This window comes from Nocardioides hungaricus (assembly GCF_054782915.1).
Window position 1 is genome coordinate 98,526 of record NZ_BAAGRO010000033.1, and the last position, 20,437, is coordinate 118,962.

Genomic DNA, 20,437 nt, shown 5'->3' on the forward strand with positions numbered 1-20,437 from the left:
GCGCCGACTCGGCGTTTCAGGACCGGTCGGCGGTGCGCCGGATCGCGGCGACGAACGTGTCGAAGAGGGCCGGCGGGAGGTCGTGGCCCATGCCGGTGATGAGCAGCAGCTCGGCACCGGGTACGGCGGCGGCGGTGGCCCGACCGCCGGAGACGTGCACCATCTTGTCCGCGAGGCCGTGCACGACCAGCGTCGGCACGCGGACGCCGCGCAGCCGGGCCGCCCGGTTGGGCTGGGTGAGGACGGCGAGCATCTGGCGCATCACGCCGGCGGGGTTGACGCCACGGTCGAAGGTCTCCTCCGCGCGCGAGCGGACCTTCGCCTCGGGCTGCGGGTAGTCCGGCGACCCGATCAGCCGCCAGAACGCGGTGCTGGTGGCGACGTACGCCTCCTTGCCCGGCTTGCGGCCGGCGAGCAGCGACGGCAGCAGGCTCGGGTGCTGCCAGCCGACCGTCCGCTTGCCGGTCGTCGACATGACGCTGGTCAGCGAGCGGACCCGCTGCGGCCGCGTGATCGCCATCGTCTGCACGATCATGCCGCCCATCGAGACGCCGGCGACGTGCGCCGACTCCAGGCCGAGGTGGTCCATCAGGCCGAAGGCGTCGTCGGCGAGGTCCGCCATCGAGTACGGCGCGCGCACCCTCGTGCCGGCGAACGCCCGCACCAGCGCGGAGCGGGCGACCCGCCCCTCCAGCACGGTCGAGCGGCCGGTGTCGCGGTTGTCGTAGCGCACCACGTAGAACCCGGCGCGCGCGAGCGCCGCGCAGAGGTCCGGGTCCCACCAGTTCATCGGCCCGCCGAGCCCCATCACCAGCAGCAGCGGGTCGCCGCCGGGGTCGCCGAAGGTCTGGTAGCAGAGCTCGATCCCGCGGCCGACCGGGGCGAAGAGCTCCTCGGAGACCACGACCTGGGAGGGGGCTGCCATGGGCCAAGTCAACCAGTCGAGCGAGAAAGGGACGCGACATCCCCGAATCACCCACGGCAGGAGCGGGTATCGACGTAACGTGGCTCACATGTCGTCCTCGGCGCTCGCGGAGTTCCTGCTCCCGGAGGGGTTCGCGGCGCCGCGCGTCGCGGCGGTCCTCCGCGAGGGCAGCGCGGCGACCGAGCTCGGGCGCTACGCCTGGCGCGCGGCCGTCGACCGCAGGGCGCGCCGCTCCGCGCCGTACGCCGCGCCGGGCGCCCCCCGGGGCGAGCCGGTCGTCCTCGTGCCCGGCTTCCTGGCCGGCGACGGCACCCGGGCGCTGATGGCGCGGACCCTGCGAGCCCACGGGTTCCGCACCTACCGCTCCCACATCCACGCCAACGTCGGCTGCACGCTGAACGCGGCCGCGCAGCTCGAGGCGCGGCTGGAGTCGGTCGCGATGCGCCGCGGCGCCCGCGTGCAGCTTGTCGGGCACTCGCTGGGCGGGATGCTGGCCCGTGGCGTCGCGGTACGCCGCCCCGACCTGGTGTCCGGGATCGTCACGCTGGGCAGCCCGATGCTGGCGCCCGGCGCCCACCACCGGTCCCTCTCGGCGAGCGTGGAGCTGCTCACCCGGCTCAGCGCCGCGGGCCTCCCGGGGCTGATGTCGGCCGACTGCGTGCGCGGCGACTGCGCCCGGCAGAGCTTCGCCGAGAGCCGGCAGCCGCTGCCCCACGGCACCGGCTTCACCGCGATCTACTCCAGGCGCGACGGCATCGTCGACTGGCGCGCCTGCGTGGACCCGTCGGCCGAGGCGGTCGAGGTGACCGCCTCCCATCTGGGCATGGCGTTCGACCCGCGGGTGATCGACCTGGTGAGCGGCGCGCTGCAGCGCACCGCCGACAGCTCAGCTGTCGAAGTCGATCGCAGCGAAAGCGCGTAGCTTCTGGAGCTGGTGCTCGGAGGTGATCGAGCGGATCGTGCCGCTGCGCGAGCGCATCACCAGCGAGTGCGTGGTGACGCCGCCCGCGCGGTAGCGGACGCCGCGCAGCAGCTCGCCGTCGGTGATGCCGGTGGCGACGAAGAAGCAGTCGTCGCCGGTGACCAGGTCGTCGGTGGTGAGCACGTGGTCCCGGTCGAGGCTGTGGCCGGCGTCCAGCGCCTTCTGCCGTTCGTCGTCGTCCTGCGGCCAGAGCCGGCCCTGGATCACGCCGCCGAGGGACTTCATCGCGCAGGCGGTGATGATGCCCTCCGGGGTGCCGCCGACGCCGAGGAGCAGGTCGATGCCGGTCTCCGGGCGGGCGGCCATGATCGCGCCGGCGACGTCGCCGTCGCTGATGAACTTGATCATCGCGCCGGTCGCGCGGATCTCCTCGACCAGCTCGGCGTGCCGCGGCCGGTCGAGCAGGACGACGGTGACGTCGGAGGCGTTCTTGCCCTTGGCCTTGGCGACCTGCGCGATGTTCTCGGCGACGGGGTAGCGGATGTCGACGGCGGCGGCGGCCTCCGGGCCGGTGACCAGCTTCTCCATGTAGAACACGGCGGACGGGTCGTACATCGAGCCGCGGGGGGCGACCGCCATCACCGACACCGCGTTGGTCATGCCCTTGGCGGTGAGCGTGGTGCCGTCGATCGGGTCGACCGCGACGTCGCACTCGGGACCGGTGCCGTCGCCGACCTGCTCGCCGTTGTAGAGCATCGGGGCGTTGTCCTTCTCGCCCTCGCCGATCACGACGACGCCGTTCATGCCGATCGTCGAGATCATCACGCGCATCGCGTTGACGGCCACGCCGTCCGCGCCGTTCTTGTCGCCCCGGCCGACCCAGCGGCCGGCGGCCATGGCGGCCGCCTCGGTGACCCGGACGAGCTCCAGGGCCAGGTTGCGGTCCGGCGACTCGGGGGCGACGGAGAGGGCGTCGGACTCGGTCATGGCCCCGACTCTATCGGCCCTCAGCTCCGGTAGACCGAGACCTCGCTCGCCTTGACCGCGAACACGACCGGCGTGCCGGGCGCGAGGTCGAGCTCGGCCGCGGACTGCACGGTGACGTCGGCGGCCAGGTGTCCGGCCCGCACGCGCACCTGGTCGCCGCGCGGCTCCACGTCGGTGATCGTCACCGGCAGGCTGTTGCGGGGGCTGCCGCCGGGGGCCTCCCGGAACACCGAGACCGCGCTCGGCCGGAAGACCGCGACGGCCGGGTCGCCGTCCGCGGGCGCCGGCTCGGTCGCGATGCCGCGGATGCCGCCGACCGCGCCGTCGCGCCACGCGCCGGAGACCATGTTGAGCCCGGCGATCCGGGCGGCGAAGGCGCTGCGCGGCCGCTCCAGCACGTCCGCGGTCGGGCCGGACTCGACGACCCGGCCGCCCTCCATCACGACCACCCGGTCCGCGAGCAGGAGGGCGTCGAGGACGTCGTGGGTGACGAGCACGGTGGTGCGCCCGGCGAGCACCCGCTTGAGGGTCTGCCGCAGCGCGGGCAGCACGGCGACGTCCAGCGCGGCCATCGGCTCGTCGAGCAGCAGCAGCCGCGGCTCGGCGGCGAGCGCCCGGGCCAGCGCGATCCGCTGGCCCTGCCCGCCCGAGACCTGGCCCGGCTTCCGGTCGGCGAGCTCCTCGGACCCGACCTCGGCCAGCCAGCGGTACGCCGCCTCGCGGGCCGTACGCCGCCCGGCGCCCCTGCTCCGCGGGCCGAACGCGACGTTCTCCAGCACGCTGAGGTGCGGGAACAGCAGCGGGTCCTGGGCGAGCAGCGCGACCCGCCGGTCGTGCGGGGGCACGAACGCCCCGTCGCCGGTGAGCGCGCGGCCGTCGAGCCGGACGTGGCCCCGGTCGGGGCGGAGCAGCCCGGCGATCGCCGAGAGCACGGTCGACTTGCCGGCGCCGTTCGGGCCGAGCACGGCCAGGGTCTCGCCGTCGGCGACCTCGAGGGTGACCTCGACGTCGCGGTCGGCGACGGTCGCCGCCAGATCCAGGCTCACCCGCTGCTCCGCCCCGGGCGGGCGAACGTGATGACCACGATCGCCAGGACGACGAGCACCAGCGACATCGCGACCGCGGCGTCGGGATCGGTGACCCGCAGGTTGTAGATGTAGAGCGGCAGCGTCTGGGTCGTGCCGGCCAGGCTGCCGGCGAAGGTGATCGTGGCCCCGAACTCGCCGAGTGAGCGGGCGAAGGCGAGCACCGCCCCGGACACCAGCCCGGGCAGCACCAGCGGCAGCGTCACCCGGCGGAAGACCGTGGTCGGCCCCGCCCCGAGCGAGGAGGCGACCACCTCGTAGCGCTGCCCGGCACTGCGCAGCGCGCCCTCGAGGCTGACCACCAGGAACGGCAGCGACACGAAGGTCTGCGCGAGCACCACGGCGGTGGTCGAGAAGGCGACCTGGACGCCGAGGGCGTCCAGCTGCTCGCCGATCAGCCCGCGCCGGCCGAACGTGTAGAGCAGCGCGATGCCGCCGACCACCGGCGGCAGCACCAGCGGCAGCAGCACCAGCGAACGCAGCACGCCCTGTCCGGGGAAGTCCGTGCGCGCCAGCACCACCGCCATCGGCACGCCGAACAGCACGCAGAGCATGGTCGCGGCGAGCGACGTACGGATGCTCAGGCCGAGGGCGGTCAGCGCGGAGTCGGAGGTGACCAGCTCGACGAAGTCCGCCCAGTCGACCCGCGCCAGCATCCCGAGCAGCGGGAGCAGGACCAGGGCCGCCCCGACCGCGGCCGGGGCGTAGAGCCAGCGGGGGATCACGCGCTCAGGCTGCCCCACCGAAGCCGTAGTCGGCGAGCACCTGCTGGCCCGTGTCGCCGAGCACGAAGTCGACGAACCGCTGCGCGAGGTCGGCCTCGCCGGAGTCGGCCACCGGCGCGATCGGGTAGGTGTTCACGACCGAGTCGGACTCGGGGAAGGTGATGCCCTCCACGTCCTTGCCCGCGGCGAGCACGTCGGTGACGTAGACCAGGCCGGCGTCGGCCTCGCCGGAGGCGACCTTGGCGAGTACGTCGGTCACCGACTGCTCCTCGCTGACCGGCGACAGCGTGACGCCGGCGTTGTCGGCGACCTGCAGCGAGGCGGTGCCGCAGGGGACCTCGGGCGCGCACACCACCAGGTCCAGGCCGGGCTTGGCCAGGTCCTGGAACGACGTCACGCCGGCCGGGTTGCCCGGGGGCACGGCGATCTCCAGCGTGTTGGTCGCGAAGTCCTGCGGGTCGGCGCCGGCGAGGTCCGCGGCGACCAGCTTGTCCATGTTCGCGGTGTCGGCCGAGGCGAACACGTCGGCGCCGGCGCCCTCCTGGATCTGGGTGACCAGGTCGGAGGAGCCGCCGAAGTTGAACTCGACGTTCACGCCGTCGTTCTCCTTCTCGAAGGCGGTCGCGATCTCCTCGAACGACGCGGTGAGCGAGGCGGCGGCGTAGACGGTGAGGGTGGTGTCGCCCCCGCTGCCGCTCTCGCCGTCGTCACCCCCGCAGGCCGTCAGCGACAGGGCCAGGGCGAGGACGGCAGGGACGATCAGCTTCTTCACGGGCGCTCCACGACGACGTTGGTTGACTTGACGGAGGCGATGGCGCGGACGCCGGGCTCGAGGCCGAGCTCCTCGGCCGCCTCGGTGCTCATCAGCGAGACGAGCCGGTAGGGGCCGCAGACCAGCTCGACCTGGGCCATGACGGTGTCCTTCTTGACCTTCGTGACGATGCCGGCGAGGCGGTTGCGCGCGCTGACCGCGGCCGCGCGGGTCGCCTCGCGGTCGGGATGCTCCGCGAGCGACTCCGCGAGCGCCGCCAGGTCGGCACCGGGGACGACGGTGCGCCCGTCCTCCTTGGCGCTGGCCACCCGGCCGGCCTCGACCCAGCGGCGCAGGGTGTCGTCGCTGACGCCGAGCAGCTCGGCGGCTTCCGCGATCCGGTAGGTGTTCACGCAGGCATCATTCCGCAGATGCGGTCATTTGAACAGCGAAAGCACCGAAACTGCGGAGAACAGACTGAGCGGCGTCGCCAGCAGCGAGACCCGGTGCAGGCCGGCGAGCGAGGGTGCGGTGCCGACCCCGACGAGCGTGCGGCGCCAGAGCAGGTTGGCCAGCGAGCCGGTGTAGGTGAGGCCGGACCCGACGTTGAGCCCGAGCAGCGCCGCGAGGATCGCGGTGTCCCCGAGCGGGGCGAGGAGCGGCACCAGCAGGAGCGTGGCCGACAGGTTCGTGAGCAGGTTGGCGAGCACGGTCGCGAGCAGCGCGATCGCCAGCAGGTCGAGCCAGGACGTGCCGCCCGGGAGCAGGTCCGCCACGAGGTCGCCGAGGAGGCCCTCCGAGAGCGCGGCCACGACCACGCCGAGGCAGAGCACGAAGACGGCGAACGCCGGGTGCGCGGCGGCCGTGGCCGCGCGCCACGTCACCAGGCCCCGGTGCCGGGCCCAGAGCACGAGCGCGACCGCGGCGGCCGTCGAGGTCCAGCCCGGGTCCACGCCGAGCGGCGAGCCGACCGCGAACCCCGCGAGCATCAGCCCGACCACGACCAGCGGCAGCGGCTCGATCGCCTGGTCCGCGCCGTGCTCCCGGGGCTCGGCCGGCGCGGCGAGCTCGCGCCGGAAGAGCAGCCGCAGCGCGGCGTACTCCACGGCGAGCACGGCGAGCAGCGCCGGCGCCATCTCCCGGGCGAACCCGCCGAAGGTCAGGTCGAGCCGCGGCATCGCGAGCAGGTTGGTGAGGTTCGAGACCGGCAGCAGCAGCGAGGCGGAGTTGGCCATCCGCAGGCATGCGTGGCCGCCCGGCCACACCGAGGTGCCGGCGGCCGTCGCGGCGGCGACCACGACCGGGGTGAGCAGCACGACGGTCGCGTCCAGGCTCAGCACGGTCGTCACCAGGGCCGCGAGCAGGAAGACCCCGGTGAACAGCCGACCCGGACGGCCGGACGTCGCCGCGCGGATCCGGGCCGCCGCGGCGGCGAACAGGCCGGCGCGGGCGCAGACGTCCGCGACCACGAGGATCGTGACGAGGAACAGCACCACCGGGCCGAGGTGGCGCAGCGTGGACCCGACCTCGGCGACGCCGAGGATCCCGGTGGCGAGGGTCGCCGCCGCGGTCGCCAGGCCGGTCGCCAGCTCGGTGCGGGCGCGGGGATGGCGGTACGCCGTGACCAGCAGCACGACGAGGGCGGCCGCCGGGACGAGGTCGAGGGGCGGCACCCGGCGACGATAGACGACCTGTGAGAATCGGGGCGTGAGTCAGGCGTCAGAGACCGGCCGACCCGGCAGGTACAACCGGTCGTTCGGAGGCCTGGTCGGCTCGATGATCGTGCTGGTGCTGGTCGTCCTCGGCGTCGTGGTCGTCCGCGGCCTGTTCCGCGAGACCCCGGAGTACGTGCCGGAGCCGGTCGACTACCTGGCGCTCGTCTCGAGCATCCAGCTCGGCGGCGACCTGTCGCCGGCCTACCCGGCGCGGCTCCCCGGGGGCTGGATCGTCAAGGACGCGAGCTTCACGCCCGGCGACCGCCCGGCCCTCGACCTCGCGATGTCGACCGACGAGGGCGACTTCGCCGGGCTGCGCCAGGAGGACCAGAGCGTCGGCGAGCTGGTCCGCACCTACGTCGGCGCCGACGCCACCGAGGGCGAGCCGGTCCGACTCGACAGCGCGGTCGCGCGGGAGTGGCAGACCTTCACCGACCCCGGTGGCGACACCGCGTTCGCGGCCGAGGTCGGCGACGAGACCGTGCTCGTGTGGGGGTCGGCGCCCGCGGAGGCCCTGCGGGGCCTCGTCGAGTCGCTGACCACCGCTCCCGTGAGTGGCCCGATCAGCTGAGCGTGACGGTCGTCACCCGTCGCCCCTCTCGATCGCCGCGTCGAGGCGCTTGCGGGCACCGGCGAGCCACTCCTGGCAGATCGTCGCGAGCCGCTCGCCGCGCTCCCAGAGCGCGAGCGACTCCTCGAGGGTGGTGCCGCCGGCCTCGAGCGTGCGCACCACCTCGATCAGCTCCTCGCGGGCGGCTTCGTACGACGGCGTCTCGCCCTGCTGCTCAGCCTTCTTGCTCGGCACGGCTCTCCTCGAGGGACTCGGTCTTCGTGGTGGTGGCGTGGATGCGGCCGTCGGCGACACGCACGCTGATCCGCTGCTTCGCGCCGACGTCGGCCACGGACGTGAGCACCTGGCCGTCGGCGCCCTGGAGCACGGCGTAGCCGCGCCGCAGGGTCGCCAGCGGGGAGAGCGCCCGGGCGCGGGCGCGCTGGTGGCCGACGTCGTCGGCGGCCCGGTCGAGGGCGTGGCCGAGGGTACGACGGGCGCGGTCGCGCAGCAGGCGGACCTCGTCGAGCCGGACGTCCAGCAGCGAGCGCGGGTCGGCGAGCGCCGGCCGGGACCGCAGGGCGTCGAGGCCGGCCTGCTCGCGGGCGATCCAGCCGGCGACCGCGCCCCGGATCCGCTCCCGGGCCTGGGCGACGTTGCGGGCCTCCTCGGCGACGTCGGGGACGACGAGCTTCGCGGCGTCGGTCGGCGTGGAGGCGCGGACGTCGGCGACCAGGTCGAGCAGCGGCGAGTCCGGCTCGTGGCCGATCGCGGACACCACCGGCGTGCGCACCTTCGCGACCGCCCGGACGAGCGCCTCATCGGAGAACGGCAGCAGGTCCTCGACCGAGCCGCCACCGCGGGCGACCACGATCACCTCGACCTCGACGTTGCGGTCGAGGCGCTCCACCGCCTCGACGACCTCGCCGACCGAGCGCGGACCCTGCATGGCGGCGTACGCGACCTCGAAGCGGACCGCGGGCCAGCGGCGGCGGGCGTTCTCGAGGACGTCGCGCTCGGCGGCGCTGTCGGGCGCGGTGACCAGGCCGACGGTGCCGGGCAGGAACGGGAGCGGGCGCTTGAGCTCGGCCGCGAACAGGCCCTCGGCGGCGAGCAGCTGGCGCCGGCGCTCGAGCCGGGCGAGCAGCTCGCCGAGGCCGACCATCCGGATGTCGCGGGCGTAGAGGGAGAGCGTGCCGCGGTTGGCGTAGTAGGACGGCTTGGCGTGCACGACGATGCTCGCCCCCTCCACCAGGGGCGGGTTGAGCCCGTCGAACAGCGTCCGCGAGCAGGTGACCGGGACGGAGATGTCGGCCACGGCGTCGCGCAGCGTCAGGAAGACGGTGTTCAGGCCCGGACGGCGGCTCACCTGGGCGACCTGGCCCTCGACCCACACGGCGCCCAGCCGGTCGACCCAGCCCGCGATCGCGTTCGCGATCTGGCGCACCGGGGCCGGCGACTCGAGCGAGGTCTCCAGGGCCATGCGGGGGACCCTACCGAGCGGGTCCGACAGGGGGATCAGCCGTCGAGGACGGCGGCCAGGTCGAGCTCGACGGTGCCGTGCTCGCCCACGGCGACCGAGCCGGTCGGGTGGTCGTCGTCGAGGGCGAGCAGGGCCTCCCACTCGCCCTCGACCAGCGCGAGCACGTCCAGGTGGCGGCGGTCGGTGTCGACCAGCCAGTACTGCCCGATCCCGGCCCAGGCGTACTCCCGCGACTTGCGGACGGTGTCCTCGGTGCGCGTGCTCGGGGAGGTCACCTCGACGACGAGGACCGGCGTCAGCTCGACCGGGTTGGTCGTGGGTCGCTCGGACAGCACGCTGATGTCGGGGACGCGGACCCGGTTGCGCGGCAGCCGGACGGCCACGACCGGATAGACCTTCAGATCGGAGAGTCCCAGCTTGAGCGCGACGATCAGATTGCCTTGGGCCATGCTGTGGTCGGGATGCGGGTCGCCCATCACGACCACCTCGCCGTCGACCCACTCGGTGCGGGGGTACTCGGGCAGCGCCCACCACTCGTCGTACGACATCCGCACGCGCTCGAGCTGGGGCACGGCCACTCCTCTTCCGACGGACACAACGCGATCTCCTTCCATGATGGACCCCGGGGTCGGGAGGTGACCAGCATGCGGCAGGGCGCCGACGGGCGGCGGAGGTTCTCCACAGTGACGATTCGAGGGCTGCGGTCCGTAGACTCGACGCCATGACGGACCTCGCCATGCCACGCACGCTCTCCGACGCGGAGAGGGCGGTCCTGCTGGCGGCGCCGCGGGGCTACTGCGCCGGCGTCGACCGCGCGGTGATCACCGTGGAGAAGGCGCTGGACCTGTACGGCGCGCCCGTCTACGTGCGCAAGCAGATCGTGCACAACAAGCACGTCGTCGCGAACCTCGAGTCGCGTGGCGCGATCTTCGTCGAGGAGCTCGACGAGGTGCCCGAGGGCCAGACCGTGGTGTTCTCCGCCCACGGCGTCTCCCCGGCGGTGCACGAGCAGGCCGAGAAGCGCGCGCTCAAGACCGTCGACGCGACCTGCCCGCTGGTGACCAAGGTGCACCACGAGGCGAAGCGGTTCGCGAACGAGGACTACGACATCCTGCTCATCGGGCATGCCGGCCATGAGGAGGTCGAGGGCACCGCCGGCGAGGCGCCCGACCACATCCAGCTCGTGCAGGGCCCGGCCGACGTGCCCGGCATCGTGGTCCGCGACCCGTCCCGCGTCGTCTGGCTCTCGCAGACCACGCTGTCCGTGGACGAGACGCTGGAGACCGTCGCCGCGATCCGCGAGCGGTTCCCGGACCTGCTCGACCCGCCCAGCGACGACATCTGCTACGCCACCCAGAACCGCCAGCTCGCGGTCAAGGAGATCTCCGCCGGCACCGACCTGGTGATCGTGGTCGGCTCCGGCAACTCCTCCAACAGCGTCCGGCTGGTCGAGGTCGCGCTCGAGGCCGGCGCGCGCGCGGCGTACCGCGTCGACGACGCCACCGAGATCGACGAGGCCTGGCTGGACGGCGTCTCGGCGGTCAGCGTCACGTCGGGCGCGAGCGTGCCGGAGGAGCTGGTCGAGGGCGTGCTGGCCTTCCTCGCCGAGCGCGGCTACCCGGACGCCCGGGCCGTGCACAGCGCCGAGGAGTCGCTGATCTTCGCGCTGCCCAAGGAGCTGCGGCGCGACCTCAAGGCGGCCGGACGGGTCTGATGGCCAGGTACGTCGACGTCCACCCGGACAACCCGCAGCCCCGGCTGCTCGGGCAGATCGCGGACGCACTGCGCGCGGACCAGTTGATGGCCTATCCGACCGACTCGGGCTACGCGCTCGGCTGCCAACTCGGCAATCGCGACGGCCGCGACCGGATCCTGCGGATCCGCGGCCTCGACGACAAGCACCACTTCACGCTGATGTGCAAGGACTTCGCCCAGCTCGGCCAGTTCGTGAGGCTGGACAACTCGGCGTTCCGCGCGATCAAGGCCGCGACGCCCGGGCCGTACACGTTCGTGCTGCCGGCGACCCAGGAGGTCCCGCGCCGGCTGATGCACCCGAGGAAGCGCACCGTCGGCGTACGCATCCCCGACCACGTGTTCGTGCAGGCGCTGCTGGAGGTGCTCGGCGAGCCGCTGCTGACCAGCACGCTGATCCTGCCAGGTGAGGACGAGCCGCGCAGCCTGGGCTGGGAGATCAAGGAGGAGCTCGACCATGTGGTCGACCTGGTCGTCGAGGCGGGAGAGACCGCGGCCGAGCCGACCACGGTGATCGACTGGTCGGAGGGCTACCCCGAGGTCGTGCGGGTGGGCGCAGGCGACCCCGCTCGCTTCGAGGCTGCCTGACCGATCACGCGGTACCGGACGGCGAGGATCGCCAGGCACAGCAGGTAGCCGATGACCAGCGCGCCCGCGTGGCGGCCGAGGCCCGAGACCACGGCCTGGACCACGCCGTCGGTCGCGTCGGCGATCACGTCGGGCCGGGTGACGCCGAGCACGGTGAAGGCCGTGCCCATGAGCAGCGGCGGCAGTACGCCGACGGTGAAGAAGTCGCTGGGCCGGACGGCGAGCGCCGTCGCGACGCAGATGAGCACGAAGCAGACGTCGAAGAGGATCCCGACCCGCCCGGAGACCGCCTGGTCGAGCACGATCGCGGTGAGGGCGAGCGCCAGTCCGAGCGCGACGACCTGATAGCTCGGCTCGCGCCCCTCCTCCCAGAGGGTCCGCTGACTCACTGGACCACCATGCTCACTGGGCCACGGTAGGTTCCGCGTCCTCCCCTCCGTCGGCGGCGCGCCGCTCCACGATCCGCAGGTCCACCGGTGATATGGACCGGCTGGCCGCGTCCACCTGGCGCGGCGCGGGTAGGTCGCCGAAGCGCCGGGCGCTGACCAGCACCCGCGACTCCAGCGAGCCGACCGTCTGGTTGTAGTGACCGACCGCGGCGTTGAGCGAGCGGCCGAGCTGGTCGAGGTGGCCGTTCATCGACGCCAGCCGCTCGTGCAGCTCCCGGCCGAGCCGGTGGATCTCGCGGGCCTGGTCGGCCAGTGCCTCGTGGCCCCACCCGTGCGCGACCGTGCGCAGCAGCGCGATCAGGGTGGTCGGCGTCGCGAGCACGACCTGCCGCCCGGCGGCGTACTCGATCAGCGAGCCGTCGGTCTCGAGCGCGGCCGCGAGGAACGACTCGGCGGGCACGAAGAGGACGACGAACTCCGGGCTCTCGGACAGCGAGCGCCAGTACCGCTTCGAGCCGAGCGTCTCGACATGGGTGCGGAGCTGGGCGACATGGCGGCGCAGGTGGTGAGCGGCCTCGACCTCGTCGTCGGTGGAGGTCGCGTCGAGGTAGGCGTCCAGCGGCACCTTGGCGTCGACCACGACCTGCCGGCCGCCGACCAGGTGGACGACGAGGTCGGGCCGCCGGGCGCCGTCGTCGAGGCGCACCTGCTCGGCGAAGTCGCAGCGGTCCACGAGCCCCGCGAGCTCGACCGCCCGGCGCAGGTGCAGCTCGCCCCAGCGGCCGCGCACCTGGGGCCGGCGCAGCGCGGTCGACAGCGAGCGGGTCTCGCGCTGGAGCAGGTCGACCTGCGCGTCGAACTGCCCCTGCCAGGTCGCCCGGGAGCGGTCGAGGTGGTGCATCTGGTCGCTGAGCCGGTCCAGCCCCTGCATCACCTCGGCCTGGTCGACCAGGCCGGCGACGTACGGGCTGCGCGAACGCGACCACAGCACGCCGAGCGGTCCGCCCAGGAGGCAGCCCAGGGCGAGCCCGGCGAGCAGGGTGAGGAGGAGCGTCACTGCGGTCATGGGGCCAGCATCGCGGCGACCACCGACATGCCCGGCTACCCGTCGTACGACATCGGCACGTACTGCAGAGGGGGCTGCTGGACAGTGGACACATGGGCTCCTGCGGGCATCGACACGTCGAGGCTCCTTCCATTCTGGACCCGCGGAACGGGATGGGACCAGCGTGGCGGAGTGCGCCGACGGTCAGTGCGCGATATCCACAACCACCGGGGCGTGGTCGGAGCCAGGCGTCTGCTGCCGGGCAGTCTCTCGGTCCAGTTGGACATGGACAGCACGCTCGGCGGGGGAGCCCGCCGTGGTCGGCCCCGTCTCATAGGCTCGTCACCATGCTCCAGCGGAAGGTCCGAGCGTGACGGCGATCGAGCAGGTGTTCTTGGAATGTGAGCGCGCTCGCGCCGATGGAGAACTGATCCAGCGTGTCTCCGCCAGCGACAAGGAGTTCCACTTCCAGAACTGGGTCCAAGCACGGATCGCGGCGTGCGGACTTGCGTATGACGAGCCGGGCCGCAACACCTACCCGGACTTTCGACTTGTCCATCACCCCGAGGGCTACGAGGTAAAGGGCCTCGAATGGCCGGGGCGGGAAGCCGACTACGACTCGAACTCGCAGGTGCCGACCGGCAACCACAACGGGCGCGAGGTTTACTACGTCTTCGGGCGCTATCCGAAGTCCGTCGCAGGCTTGAACGAGTACCCCGTCACCGACCTCGTTGTCTGCCACGGGAGTTTCCTCAACGCTGACACCGAGTACGTCCACAAGAACAAGTCGTTCAGGGGCTTTGGCTCGTACGGCGACATCCTCGTACGCGACCGGAAGATGTACGTCGTTCCGACACCCTTCGCGCTCGCCACCGGAACGACCGGGCTATCGACCCTCATCGTTCCTGGCGATTTCGAGCCGCAATCGCCTGATCTGGTCGTCGTCGGCAAACTCGATCGAGTTGAGGTTGACGAGGTGGTTGTCTCCTACGAGTTCAACTTGCAGACCAACGACATGCTCACGCACATGAGGCCCAACCCGAACGCGGGGACGGTTCACAAGTTCAAGGCGTTGCGCTCTCGTGGTGCAGGCGCGTTGAAGGAAGTCTCACTCGCGGAGGGTCGCCGTTGACCTCGATCGTCCCCGAGCGCACCAGCCTCGAAGCCTCGTTCCCCGCCACGCTCCTGAGCGAGGTGGGAACGAAGGAGTCGTGGCGCAAGGAAGTGCATCGACCCGCGACGAGCACCCACAAGTGGTGGGCGAAGCGGCTCGGCACAGTCTTCCGGGGCATCATCACCTCTGCCGTCACGCCGGACGGCTCCGACCCATCGGCGGCGTACGGGTCCGCGCTCGACCTCTCCGGCGCGGTTGTGCTGGACCCCTTCTCCGGCTCCGGCGTGACCGGCGTCGAAGTCCTGAAACTCGGTGGCAGGCCCGTCTGCTTCGACATCAACCCCGTGGCGACGCTGGTCGAGCGACAGGCGATGCAGTCGTGGGACTCGAAGCGCCTGCATGCCGCCTACTCGACGGTCGAGTCGAAGTGCCGGGAGGAGGTGGACCGACTCCACAGAACCGAAGACGGGCGGACGGTCCTCTACTACTTCTGGGTCGCGACCGCCGCGTGCCCGACCTGTGCCGACGAGGTGCGCCTCTTCGACTCCCACGTCTTCTCGAAGAACGCCTACGCGAAGCGTGTGCCGAAGGCGCAGATCGTCTGCCCCGTCTGCCTCGACGTGATCGAGGGCCGCTACGACTTCACGGAGGCCGCCTGCACGAACGGCCACGCTGTGACGCCTGACGGCGCGGTGAAGGGGCAGAACACGACGTGCCCGAGCGGCCACACATTCAAGACCCTCTCGGCCTTCAACGGGGAGCGGCCCGGCTTCCAGATGTACGCGAAGATGGTCGCGAACCCTGACGGCTCGAAGACCTACGAGACGATCACCGACTTCGACCGGGCGCTCTACGCCGAGTGCGAGGCCCTACTCGAAGCCCTGCCCGCCGAGGCCGTGTTGCCAGTCGGGGAACTGGCAGAGGGCAACAATACCGATCAGGCGGTGAAGTGGAACTTCCGCCGGTGGCGGGACTTCTTCAACGCGCGGCAACTCGTGTCGTTGTCACTGATGGGCACGGCGATCCGCGACTTGGAGCCGAGCGTCGAACGCGAGGCGCTGAGCGCGCTCTTCTCCGGCACCTTGGAGTTCAACAACCTCTTCACCTCGTTCAAGGGCGAGGGCACCGGCGCGGTGCGGCACATGTTCTCGCACCACATCTTGAAGCCTGAGCGGACGCCGCTCGAAGCCCACCCGTGGGGAACCCCTCAGTCGTCGGGCTCGTTCTCGACCCTCTACAAGAGCCGCTTGCAACGGGCACAGGGATACAAGACCGACCCGGCGGACCTCGTGGTCACCGACGGGTCCGTGGAGCGCGTGACGGGCCTCTCGAAGCCGCTGGACGCGACGCTCGCAGACTCGTGGGAGACGTTCTCGAAGATCGAGGGACAGGCGGCGTACGTCGCTACTCGGAACGCCGCGAAGAGCGACCTCCCCGCCGGATCGGTAGACCTCGTGGTCACCGATCCGCCGTACATGGACAACGTGCATTACGCCGAGTTGGCCGACTTCTTCCACGCGTGGCTGGGCCAGATGAGGCCGCACGCGGGCTACTCAGCCCTCGCGACGACGCGTAGCGAGGGGGAGGTGCAACACGCCGACCCGGCGGAGTTCGGCAGGGCGATCGAGGCGGTGTGGACCGAGTGCGCTCGTGTGGTGAAGCCGGGCGGGCTGCTGGCCTTCACCTTCCATCAAGCCCGAATCAGCGGGTGGGTGCAACTGGTCGAGTCGCTCCGGCGCGCTGGCTGGGTCGTAACCGCCGTCCAGCCCGTCAAGGGTGAGATGTCCACGAGCATCGTGAAGTCGGGGGCGCGGGAGCCGTCCAACCTCGATTCCGTGGTCGTGTGCCGCGGCCGCGCCGATGGTGCGACGAACCCGAACCGCTCGATCGAAGAAGCCCTCGCGACCGCGCACAAGGAGTTGAAGACGCTGCGCGACGGCGGCGTCGATGTCGGCGCAGGCGACGTTCGCTCGGTCGTCCGTGGCTCACTTCTCGCGTTCATGGCCTCGACCGGCGGCGTGCTCGACGCCGAGGCCGAGGCGTACGCCGACGAGAAGGCGACGGAGACGATCCGAGTCCTGCTCGGCGACCGGCGATAGCGGCTCGGATCAGTCGGCCAAGTCCACGACCACCGGCGCGTGGTCGGACGCGCCCTGGCCGGCGCGCTCCTCGCGGTCGATGAACGCGCCGCTGACCCGGGCGGCGAGTGAGGGGGAGCCGAGCACGAAGTCGATCTTGAGGCCGCGGTCGCGCTCGAAGCGCTGGCGGTAGTAGTCCCAGTAGGTGTAGCCCGGCGCGTGGGCGCGGGTGACCTCGACGTACCCGTCGTCGAGCAGCGCCTGGAAGGCGGCGCGCTCGGGCGGCGTGACGTGCGTGGACTTCGCGAACTGCGCGACGTCGAAGACGTCCTCGTCGGTGGGCGCGATGTTCCAGTCGCCGACGAGCGCGGTGTCGCCACCGGTCCACTCCCGCGCGGCCTCGCGGAGCCGGGTCAGCCAGTCCAGCTTGTAGACGTAGTGCGGGTCGTCGGGCTTGCGGCCGTTGGGCACGTACAACGACCACAGGCGTACGCCGCCGCACGTGGCGCCGACGGCCCGCGACTCCGGCTCGGCCGGGCCCTGCCCGTCCTTGGCCCACCCGGGCTGGCCGGGGAACCCGGCCTCGACATTCTCGAGCCCGACCCGGCTGAGGATCGCGACGCCGTTCCACTGGTTCACGCCGGAGACGGCGACGTCGTAGCCGCGCGCCTCGATGCCCATGAGCGGGAGCTGGTCCTCGCGGGCCTTGGTCTCCTGGAGCGCCAGCACGTCGACCTCATGGCGGTCGAGGAACGCCTCGACGCGGTCGATGCGGGAGCGGAGGGAGTTGACGTTCCACGTGGCGATGCGCACGACAGCAACCCTAAAGACCTACGCTCGGCCTCGTGCCGGCACGCCTGACCTCGATCCACCGCTTCCCGGTGAAGTCCTGTCGCGGTCACGCGGTCGACTCGGCGGTCGTCGACCTCTGGGGCCTGGCCGGGGACCGGCGTTGGATGGTGGTCGACCAGACCGGCCGCGTGATCACCGCCCGCGAGGTCAACGAGCTGGTGCTGGTCCACCCCGAGATCACGGCGTCCGGCCTCCGGCTGACCGCGCCCGACCTGCCGCCGCTCGAGGTCGCCGAGCCCGACCCCGCGGCGCAGGTCCCGGTGGAGATCTGGTCCTCGCGGCTCACCGCCGCGGCCGCCGGTCCCGAGGCGGATGCGTGGTTCGGCAAGGCGCTCGGCCGGGTGGCCCGGCTCGTGCATCTCGACGACCCGATGCGGCGGCCGACCAATATCGAGTTCAGCGAGCCCGGCGACCGGGTCTCGTTCGCCGACGGCTACCCGCTCCTGCTGGCGAGCGAGGAGTCGCTGGCCGCGTTGAACGACGAGGTGCTCGCGTCGTCGCCCTTCGATCGCGGGCCGCTGCCGATGGCGCGGTTCCGCCCGAACGTCGTCGTCTCCGGCACCGAGGCCTGGGCCGAGGACGACTGGCGCCGGATCCGCATCGGGGACGCGGCCTTCCGCGCGGTCGGGGGCTGCGCCCGCTGCGTGCTGACGACGATCGACCCCGACACCGCCGTACGCGAGAAGGAGCCGATCGCCTCGCTTGCCCGGATCCGCCGCTGGGACGGCGCGACCTGGTTCGGGATCAACCTGGTGCCCGACACCTACGGCCTGACGATCCGGGTCGGTGACGATCTCGAGGTGCTCGAGGCGGTCGCTCCCGGTTCGGGTCCGATCCGTCCCGCGCCGTAGACTCGCGGCCCGTGGCTCTCACCATCGGCATCGTCGGTCTCCCCAACGCGGGCAAGTCGACCCTCTTCAACGCCCTGACCAAGAACGACGTCCTCGCGGCGAACTACCCGTTCGCGACGATCGAGCCCAACGTCGGTGTCGTCGGGGTGCCGGACGACCGGCTGCCGAAGCTCGCGGAGCTGTTCGGGTCGGCGCGGATCCTGCCCGCGACCGTGGAGTTCGTGGACATCGCCGGCATCGTGCGGGGCGCGTCCGAGGGCGAGGGCCTGGGCAACAAGTTCCTCGCGCACATCCGCGAGTCCGCGGCGATCTGCCAGGTGACGCGCGTCTTCCGCGACGAGGACGTCACCCACGTCGACGGCGAGGTCGACCCGGCCAACGACATCTCCACGATCCAGACCGAGCTGATCCTCGCCGACCTCCAGACGGTCGAGAAGGCGATCCCGCGGCTGGAGAAGGAGGCCCGCGGCAACAAGGCGCTCGGCGCCAACCTCGACGCCGCGAGGCAGGCGCTCGAGGCCCTCGATGCCGGTACGCCGATCATCGCGCTCGTCCAGTCGGGGGCGATCGACCGGGCCCTGATCCGGGAGCTGTCGCTGCTCACCGCCAAGCCGTTCATCTACGTCTTCAACTGCGACGCCGACGAGCTCGCCGACGACGCGCTCAAGGCGCGGATGCAGGAGATCGTGGCGCCGTCCGAGGCGATCTTCCTCGACGCGAAGCTCGAGGCCGAGCTGGTCGAGCTCGACGACGACGAGGAGGCCCGCGAGATGCTGCGGGAGATGGGCGTCGAGGAGCCCGGCCTCGAGGTGCTGGCCCGCGTCGGCTTCGACACCCTCGGCCTGCAGACCTACCTGACCGCCGGTCCCAAGGAGACCCGCGCCTGGACGATCCCCCAGGGCGCGACCGCACCCGAGGCGGCCGGCGTGATCCACACCGACTTCCAGCGCGGCTTCATCAAGGCCGAGGTCGTCTCCTTCGACGACCTCGTCGAGGCCGGCTCCATGCTCAAGGCCAGGGAGGCCGGCAGGGTCCGCATGGAGGGCAAGGACTACGTGATGGCCGACGGCGACGTGGTGGAGTTCCGCCACGGACCAACCGCCGGAAGCAAGAAGTAGGCGCGGCCACCGTGTTGCCGACCTGTGGCACGGCGAGGCCGGCGAACCCTCGGCCGTTACACCGGTGGTCGTGAATCTTGACCCGCATCCGGGAAGCTCGGGAGTCGCAGGTGCTCCCCGATGGGGCCAGGTCGAGGCTGGCGTCTCGGACCGGCACGTCGACATCGTCGAGGTGCGGCCACCGTGGGACGGCGTCGGTGAGCACACCCGGTTCCCGATCGCGCGGCTGCGCTACACGAAGTCGACCGGCCAATGGGCGATCTACTGGCGCGATCGCAACCTCAAGTTCCACGAGTACAAGCGCAAGCCCCCGACCAGGAACGTCCAAGCGAGCGGCTCATTGGCTGTCGATATAGTGGGTGATAACCTCAGTTATATGAGAACTGAGGCCCCGCTCCTCGCTCCGATCTTCAGGTCGGACGGTCAGGCGCGTCTGCTCTCCACATTGTTGCTCACCGGCGACGAGCTGAGCGTCACCGATCTGGCCAAGCGGGCCGGCCTGGCCTACCCCACCGTGCACCGCGAGGTCGCGCGCCTGGTGGAAGCCGGCATCTTGCGCGAGCGACAGGTCGGCCGCACGAGGCTGATCCGGGCCAACGACGAGAGCCCGCTGGTGGACCCCTTGCGCCAGATCCTCACGGTCGCGACAGGCCCAGTGGTGGTCCTGGCCGAGGAGCTTGGCCGCATCGACGGGATCGAGTCGGCGTTCCTCTACGGCTCCTTTGCCGCGCGGATGCTCGGGGATGCCGGTCCGGCGCCGCACGACATCGACGTCATGGTGCTCGGGGAGCCCGACGTGGACGCGGTCTACGAGGCGTGCACCCGGGTCGAGGCCGCGGTGCACCGTCCCGTGAACCCGACGATCCTCACTCCTGAGGAGTTCGCGGCGCCCTCCGGGTTCCTGGACAACGTGCGCAGCGGCCCGGCGGTCGTCGTGAGCGGGGAGCTGCCGTGGCGCTAACTCCGCTCACCCGCGTCCAGCAGGCGACAGTCCTCGCGCTGGTCGAGGCGCGACGTCTCGATGTCGTGCCCGCCGACCTCGCGCGTGCGACCTCGTTCCTGCGCCAGGCCGAGGAGCGCCTGAACCAATTGCCCCTGCTCACCAGCGTCGTCGTCAGATACGGCATCGCCTACGACGCCTGTCACGACACGGGCGAGGCGCTGCTGGCGGCGTACGGCTTTCGGACGACCAACGGGCCGGGCCAGCACGAGGCGCTCGGCCGCTACCTCCGGGCGGTCTTCGACAAGCCGCCTGCGGACAAGGCGGCACGCGAGTTCGACCGCCTGCGACGCGCCCGCAACCAGGACCGCTACGAGGCGAAGCCGGTGGGGGTTGCGGCGACCGCGAAGGCCGAGCAGGTCGCCCGCACGCTGTTGGACGCCGCCCTCGCCCGAGGGCTCTCGCGGTGACCCAGCGGTCCGCAAATAGTCCGCAAGAAGTCCAGCCGAGCTCGATGACCGCCGACAACGTCCCACGATTGCGCAAGCGTGTTTCCGCAGGTCATCA

General features: G+C 71.9%; 23 protein-coding genes. 10 read left to right on the forward strand and 13 right to left on the reverse strand.

Translation table 11 applies throughout. The features are described 5' to 3' along the window. Positions 1–16: 16 nt before the first annotated feature. Positions 17–925 carry an alpha/beta fold hydrolase gene (locus ACYVKX_RS13950; RefSeq protein ID WP_460833363.1) on the reverse strand — a complete coding sequence of 303 codons (909 nt, stop codon included), beginning with the start codon at positions 923–925 and terminating at the stop codon, positions 17–19. 88 nt (positions 926–1,013) lie between these two features. Between ACYVKX_RS13950 and ACYVKX_RS13955 the strand changes: the two genes are divergently transcribed. Then, entirely contained in the window at positions 1,014–1,847 is an 834-nt protein-coding gene (locus ACYVKX_RS13955) for an alpha/beta fold hydrolase (RefSeq protein WP_460833366.1), read from the forward strand. Here the strand turns inward: ACYVKX_RS13955 and glpX are convergent. Genes glpX through ACYVKX_RS13985 form a run of 6 tightly spaced genes read right to left on the reverse strand, consistent with a single transcriptional unit; the run spans position 1,812 to position 7,068 of the window. Then, positions 1,812–2,834, reverse strand: coding sequence for a class II fructose-bisphosphatase (gene glpX, locus ACYVKX_RS13960; protein WP_460833368.1), 1,023 nt, complete (start codon positions 2,832–2,834; stop codon positions 1,812–1,814). The genes ACYVKX_RS13955 and glpX overlap by 36 nt on opposite strands. A 20-nt stretch (positions 2,835–2,854) precedes the next feature. Next, positions 2,855–3,880, reverse strand: coding sequence for a sulfate/molybdate ABC transporter ATP-binding protein (locus tag ACYVKX_RS13965; RefSeq protein ID WP_460833371.1), 1,026 nt, complete (start codon positions 3,878–3,880; stop codon positions 2,855–2,857). Beyond that, on the reverse strand, positions 3,877–4,644 hold the full coding sequence (locus ACYVKX_RS13970) for an ABC transporter permease (RefSeq protein ID WP_460833374.1): 768 nt from the start codon (positions 4,642–4,644) through the stop codon (positions 3,877–3,879). Before ACYVKX_RS13970 ends, ACYVKX_RS13965 begins: the two co-directional genes overlap by 4 nt. 4 nt (positions 4,645–4,648) lie before the next feature. Continuing rightward, positions 4,649–5,416: a molybdate ABC transporter substrate-binding protein gene (modA, locus tag ACYVKX_RS13975; RefSeq protein WP_460833377.1), complete on the reverse strand. Its 768-nt coding sequence runs from the start codon at positions 5,414–5,416 to the stop codon at positions 4,649–4,651. Continuing rightward, the gene (locus ACYVKX_RS13980) at positions 5,413–5,808 is read right to left on the reverse strand and encodes a TOBE domain-containing protein (protein WP_460833379.1); all 396 of its coding nucleotides are present in this window, start codon (positions 5,806–5,808) and stop codon (positions 5,413–5,415) included. The genes modA and ACYVKX_RS13980 overlap by 4 nt, the downstream gene beginning before the upstream one ends. 24 nt (positions 5,809–5,832) lie before the next feature. Continuing rightward, positions 5,833–7,068: an SLC13 family permease gene (locus tag ACYVKX_RS13985; RefSeq protein WP_460833380.1), complete on the reverse strand. Its 1,236-nt coding sequence runs from the start codon at positions 7,066–7,068 to the stop codon at positions 5,833–5,835. Positions 7,069–7,102: 34 nt separating this feature from the next. Here ACYVKX_RS13985 and ACYVKX_RS13990 point away from each other — a divergent pair, with 34 nt between their 5' ends. Then, positions 7,103–7,681: a DUF4245 family protein gene (locus ACYVKX_RS13990; protein WP_460833382.1), complete on the forward strand. Its 579-nt coding sequence runs from the start codon at positions 7,103–7,105 to the stop codon at positions 7,679–7,681. A gap of 12 nt (positions 7,682–7,693) precedes the next feature. On the opposite strand, the gene ACYVKX_RS13995 is transcribed toward ACYVKX_RS13990, so the two are convergent. From ACYVKX_RS13995 to ACYVKX_RS14005, 3 genes are read right to left on the reverse strand one after another with little or no spacing between them, the layout of a single operon-like run. After that, on the reverse strand, positions 7,694–7,915 hold the full coding sequence (locus tag ACYVKX_RS13995; protein ID WP_460833385.1) for an exodeoxyribonuclease VII small subunit: 222 nt from the start codon (positions 7,913–7,915) through the stop codon (positions 7,694–7,696). Further along, entirely contained in the window at positions 7,896–9,143 is a 1,248-nt protein-coding gene (gene xseA / locus ACYVKX_RS14000) for an exodeoxyribonuclease VII large subunit (protein WP_460833387.1), read from the reverse strand. Before xseA ends, ACYVKX_RS13995 begins: the two co-directional genes overlap by 20 nt. A gap of 35 nt (positions 9,144–9,178) precedes the next feature. Then, a complete protein-coding gene (locus ACYVKX_RS14005) occupies positions 9,179–9,715 on the reverse strand; it encodes a Uma2 family endonuclease (RefSeq protein ID WP_460833389.1) in 537 nt (178 codons plus the stop codon). 149 nt (positions 9,716–9,864) lie between these two features. On the opposite strand from ACYVKX_RS14005, the gene ACYVKX_RS14010 reads away from it, so the two are divergent. Both ACYVKX_RS14010 and ACYVKX_RS14015 read left to right on the forward strand, forming a co-directional pair. Continuing rightward, entirely contained in the window at positions 9,865–10,857 is a 993-nt protein-coding gene (locus ACYVKX_RS14010; RefSeq protein ID WP_460833391.1) for a 4-hydroxy-3-methylbut-2-enyl diphosphate reductase, read from the forward strand. Next, positions 10,857–11,483: an L-threonylcarbamoyladenylate synthase gene (locus ACYVKX_RS14015; protein ID WP_460833393.1), complete on the forward strand. Its 627-nt coding sequence runs from the start codon at positions 10,857–10,859 to the stop codon at positions 11,481–11,483. Before ACYVKX_RS14010 ends, ACYVKX_RS14015 begins: the two co-directional genes overlap by 1 nt. Here ACYVKX_RS14015 and ACYVKX_RS14020 read toward each other — a convergent pair. After that, a complete protein-coding gene (locus tag ACYVKX_RS14020) occupies positions 11,426–11,872 on the reverse strand; it encodes a DUF6542 domain-containing protein (RefSeq protein ID WP_460833395.1) in 447 nt (148 codons plus the stop codon). The genes ACYVKX_RS14015 and ACYVKX_RS14020 overlap by 58 nt on opposite strands. Before the next feature lie 13 nt (positions 11,873–11,885). Beyond that, entirely contained in the window at positions 11,886–12,938 is a 1,053-nt protein-coding gene (locus ACYVKX_RS14025; RefSeq protein WP_460833397.1) for a DNA recombination protein RmuC, read from the reverse strand. Positions 12,939–13,287: 349 nt separating this feature from the next. On the opposite strand from ACYVKX_RS14025, the gene ACYVKX_RS14030 reads away from it, so the two are divergent. Then, positions 13,288–14,049 carry a hypothetical protein gene (locus ACYVKX_RS14030; RefSeq protein ID WP_460833400.1) on the forward strand — a complete coding sequence of 254 codons (762 nt, stop codon included), beginning with the start codon at positions 13,288–13,290 and terminating at the stop codon, positions 14,047–14,049. Continuing rightward, positions 14,046–16,130 carry a hypothetical protein gene (locus ACYVKX_RS14035; RefSeq protein ID WP_460833403.1) on the forward strand — a complete coding sequence of 695 codons (2,085 nt, stop codon included), beginning with the start codon at positions 14,046–14,048 and terminating at the stop codon, positions 16,128–16,130. The genes ACYVKX_RS14030 and ACYVKX_RS14035 overlap by 4 nt, the downstream gene beginning before the upstream one ends. A 9-nt stretch (positions 16,131–16,139) precedes the next feature. Here the strand turns inward: ACYVKX_RS14035 and ACYVKX_RS14040 are convergent, their stop codons facing one another. After that, complete coding sequence (locus tag ACYVKX_RS14040; protein ID WP_460833405.1) at positions 16,140–16,922, reverse strand: exodeoxyribonuclease III; 783 nt, start codon at positions 16,920–16,922, stop codon at positions 16,140–16,142. A gap of 32 nt (positions 16,923–16,954) precedes the next feature. On the opposite strand from ACYVKX_RS14040, the gene ACYVKX_RS14045 reads away from it, so the two are divergent. The 4 genes from ACYVKX_RS14045 (at position 16,955) to ACYVKX_RS14060 (ending at position 20,340) form a co-directional block, all read left to right on the forward strand. Beyond that, positions 16,955–17,812: an MOSC domain-containing protein gene (locus ACYVKX_RS14045; protein ID WP_460833407.1), complete on the forward strand. Its 858-nt coding sequence runs from the start codon at positions 16,955–16,957 to the stop codon at positions 17,810–17,812. 11 nt (positions 17,813–17,823) lie between these two features. Continuing rightward, entirely contained in the window at positions 17,824–18,930 is a 1,107-nt protein-coding gene (ychF, locus tag ACYVKX_RS14050; RefSeq protein WP_460833409.1) for a redox-regulated ATPase YchF, read from the forward strand. Positions 18,931–19,000: 70 nt separating this feature from the next. After that, positions 19,001–19,891, forward strand: a complete 891-nt coding sequence (locus ACYVKX_RS14055) for a DUF3024 domain-containing protein (protein WP_460833411.1) — start codon at positions 19,001–19,003, stop codon at positions 19,889–19,891. Next, on the forward strand, positions 19,882–20,340 hold the full coding sequence (locus ACYVKX_RS14060) for a HEPN domain-containing protein (RefSeq protein ID WP_460833413.1): 459 nt from the start codon (positions 19,882–19,884) through the stop codon (positions 20,338–20,340). Before ACYVKX_RS14055 ends, ACYVKX_RS14060 begins: the two co-directional genes overlap by 10 nt. Positions 20,341–20,437 lie beyond the last annotated feature (97 nt).

Excerpts from the sequence above, each read along its gene's own strand:
- ACYVKX_RS13950 (WP_460833363.1), bottom strand. The coding sequence starts at position 925 with ATGGCAGCCCCCTCCCAGGTCGTGGTCTCCGAGGAGCTCTTCGCCCCG.
- ACYVKX_RS13955 (WP_460833366.1), top strand. The coding sequence starts at position 1,014 with ATGTCGTCCTCGGCGCTCGCGGAGTTCCTGCTCCCGGAGGGGTTCGCG.
- glpX (WP_460833368.1), bottom strand. The coding sequence starts at position 2,834 with ATGACCGAGTCCGACGCCCTCTCCGTCGCCCCCGAGTCGCCGGACCGC.
- xseA (WP_460833387.1), bottom strand. The coding sequence starts at position 9,143 with ATGGCCCTGGAGACCTCGCTCGAGTCGCCGGCCCCGGTGCGCCAGATC.
- ACYVKX_RS14010 (WP_460833391.1), top strand. The coding sequence starts at position 9,865 with ATGACGGACCTCGCCATGCCACGCACGCTCTCCGACGCGGAGAGGGCG.
- ACYVKX_RS14015 (WP_460833393.1), top strand. The coding sequence starts at position 10,857 with ATGGCCAGGTACGTCGACGTCCACCCGGACAACCCGCAGCCCCGGCTG.
- ACYVKX_RS14025 (WP_460833397.1), bottom strand. The coding sequence starts at position 12,938 with ATGACCGCAGTGACGCTCCTCCTCACCCTGCTCGCCGGGCTCGCCCTG.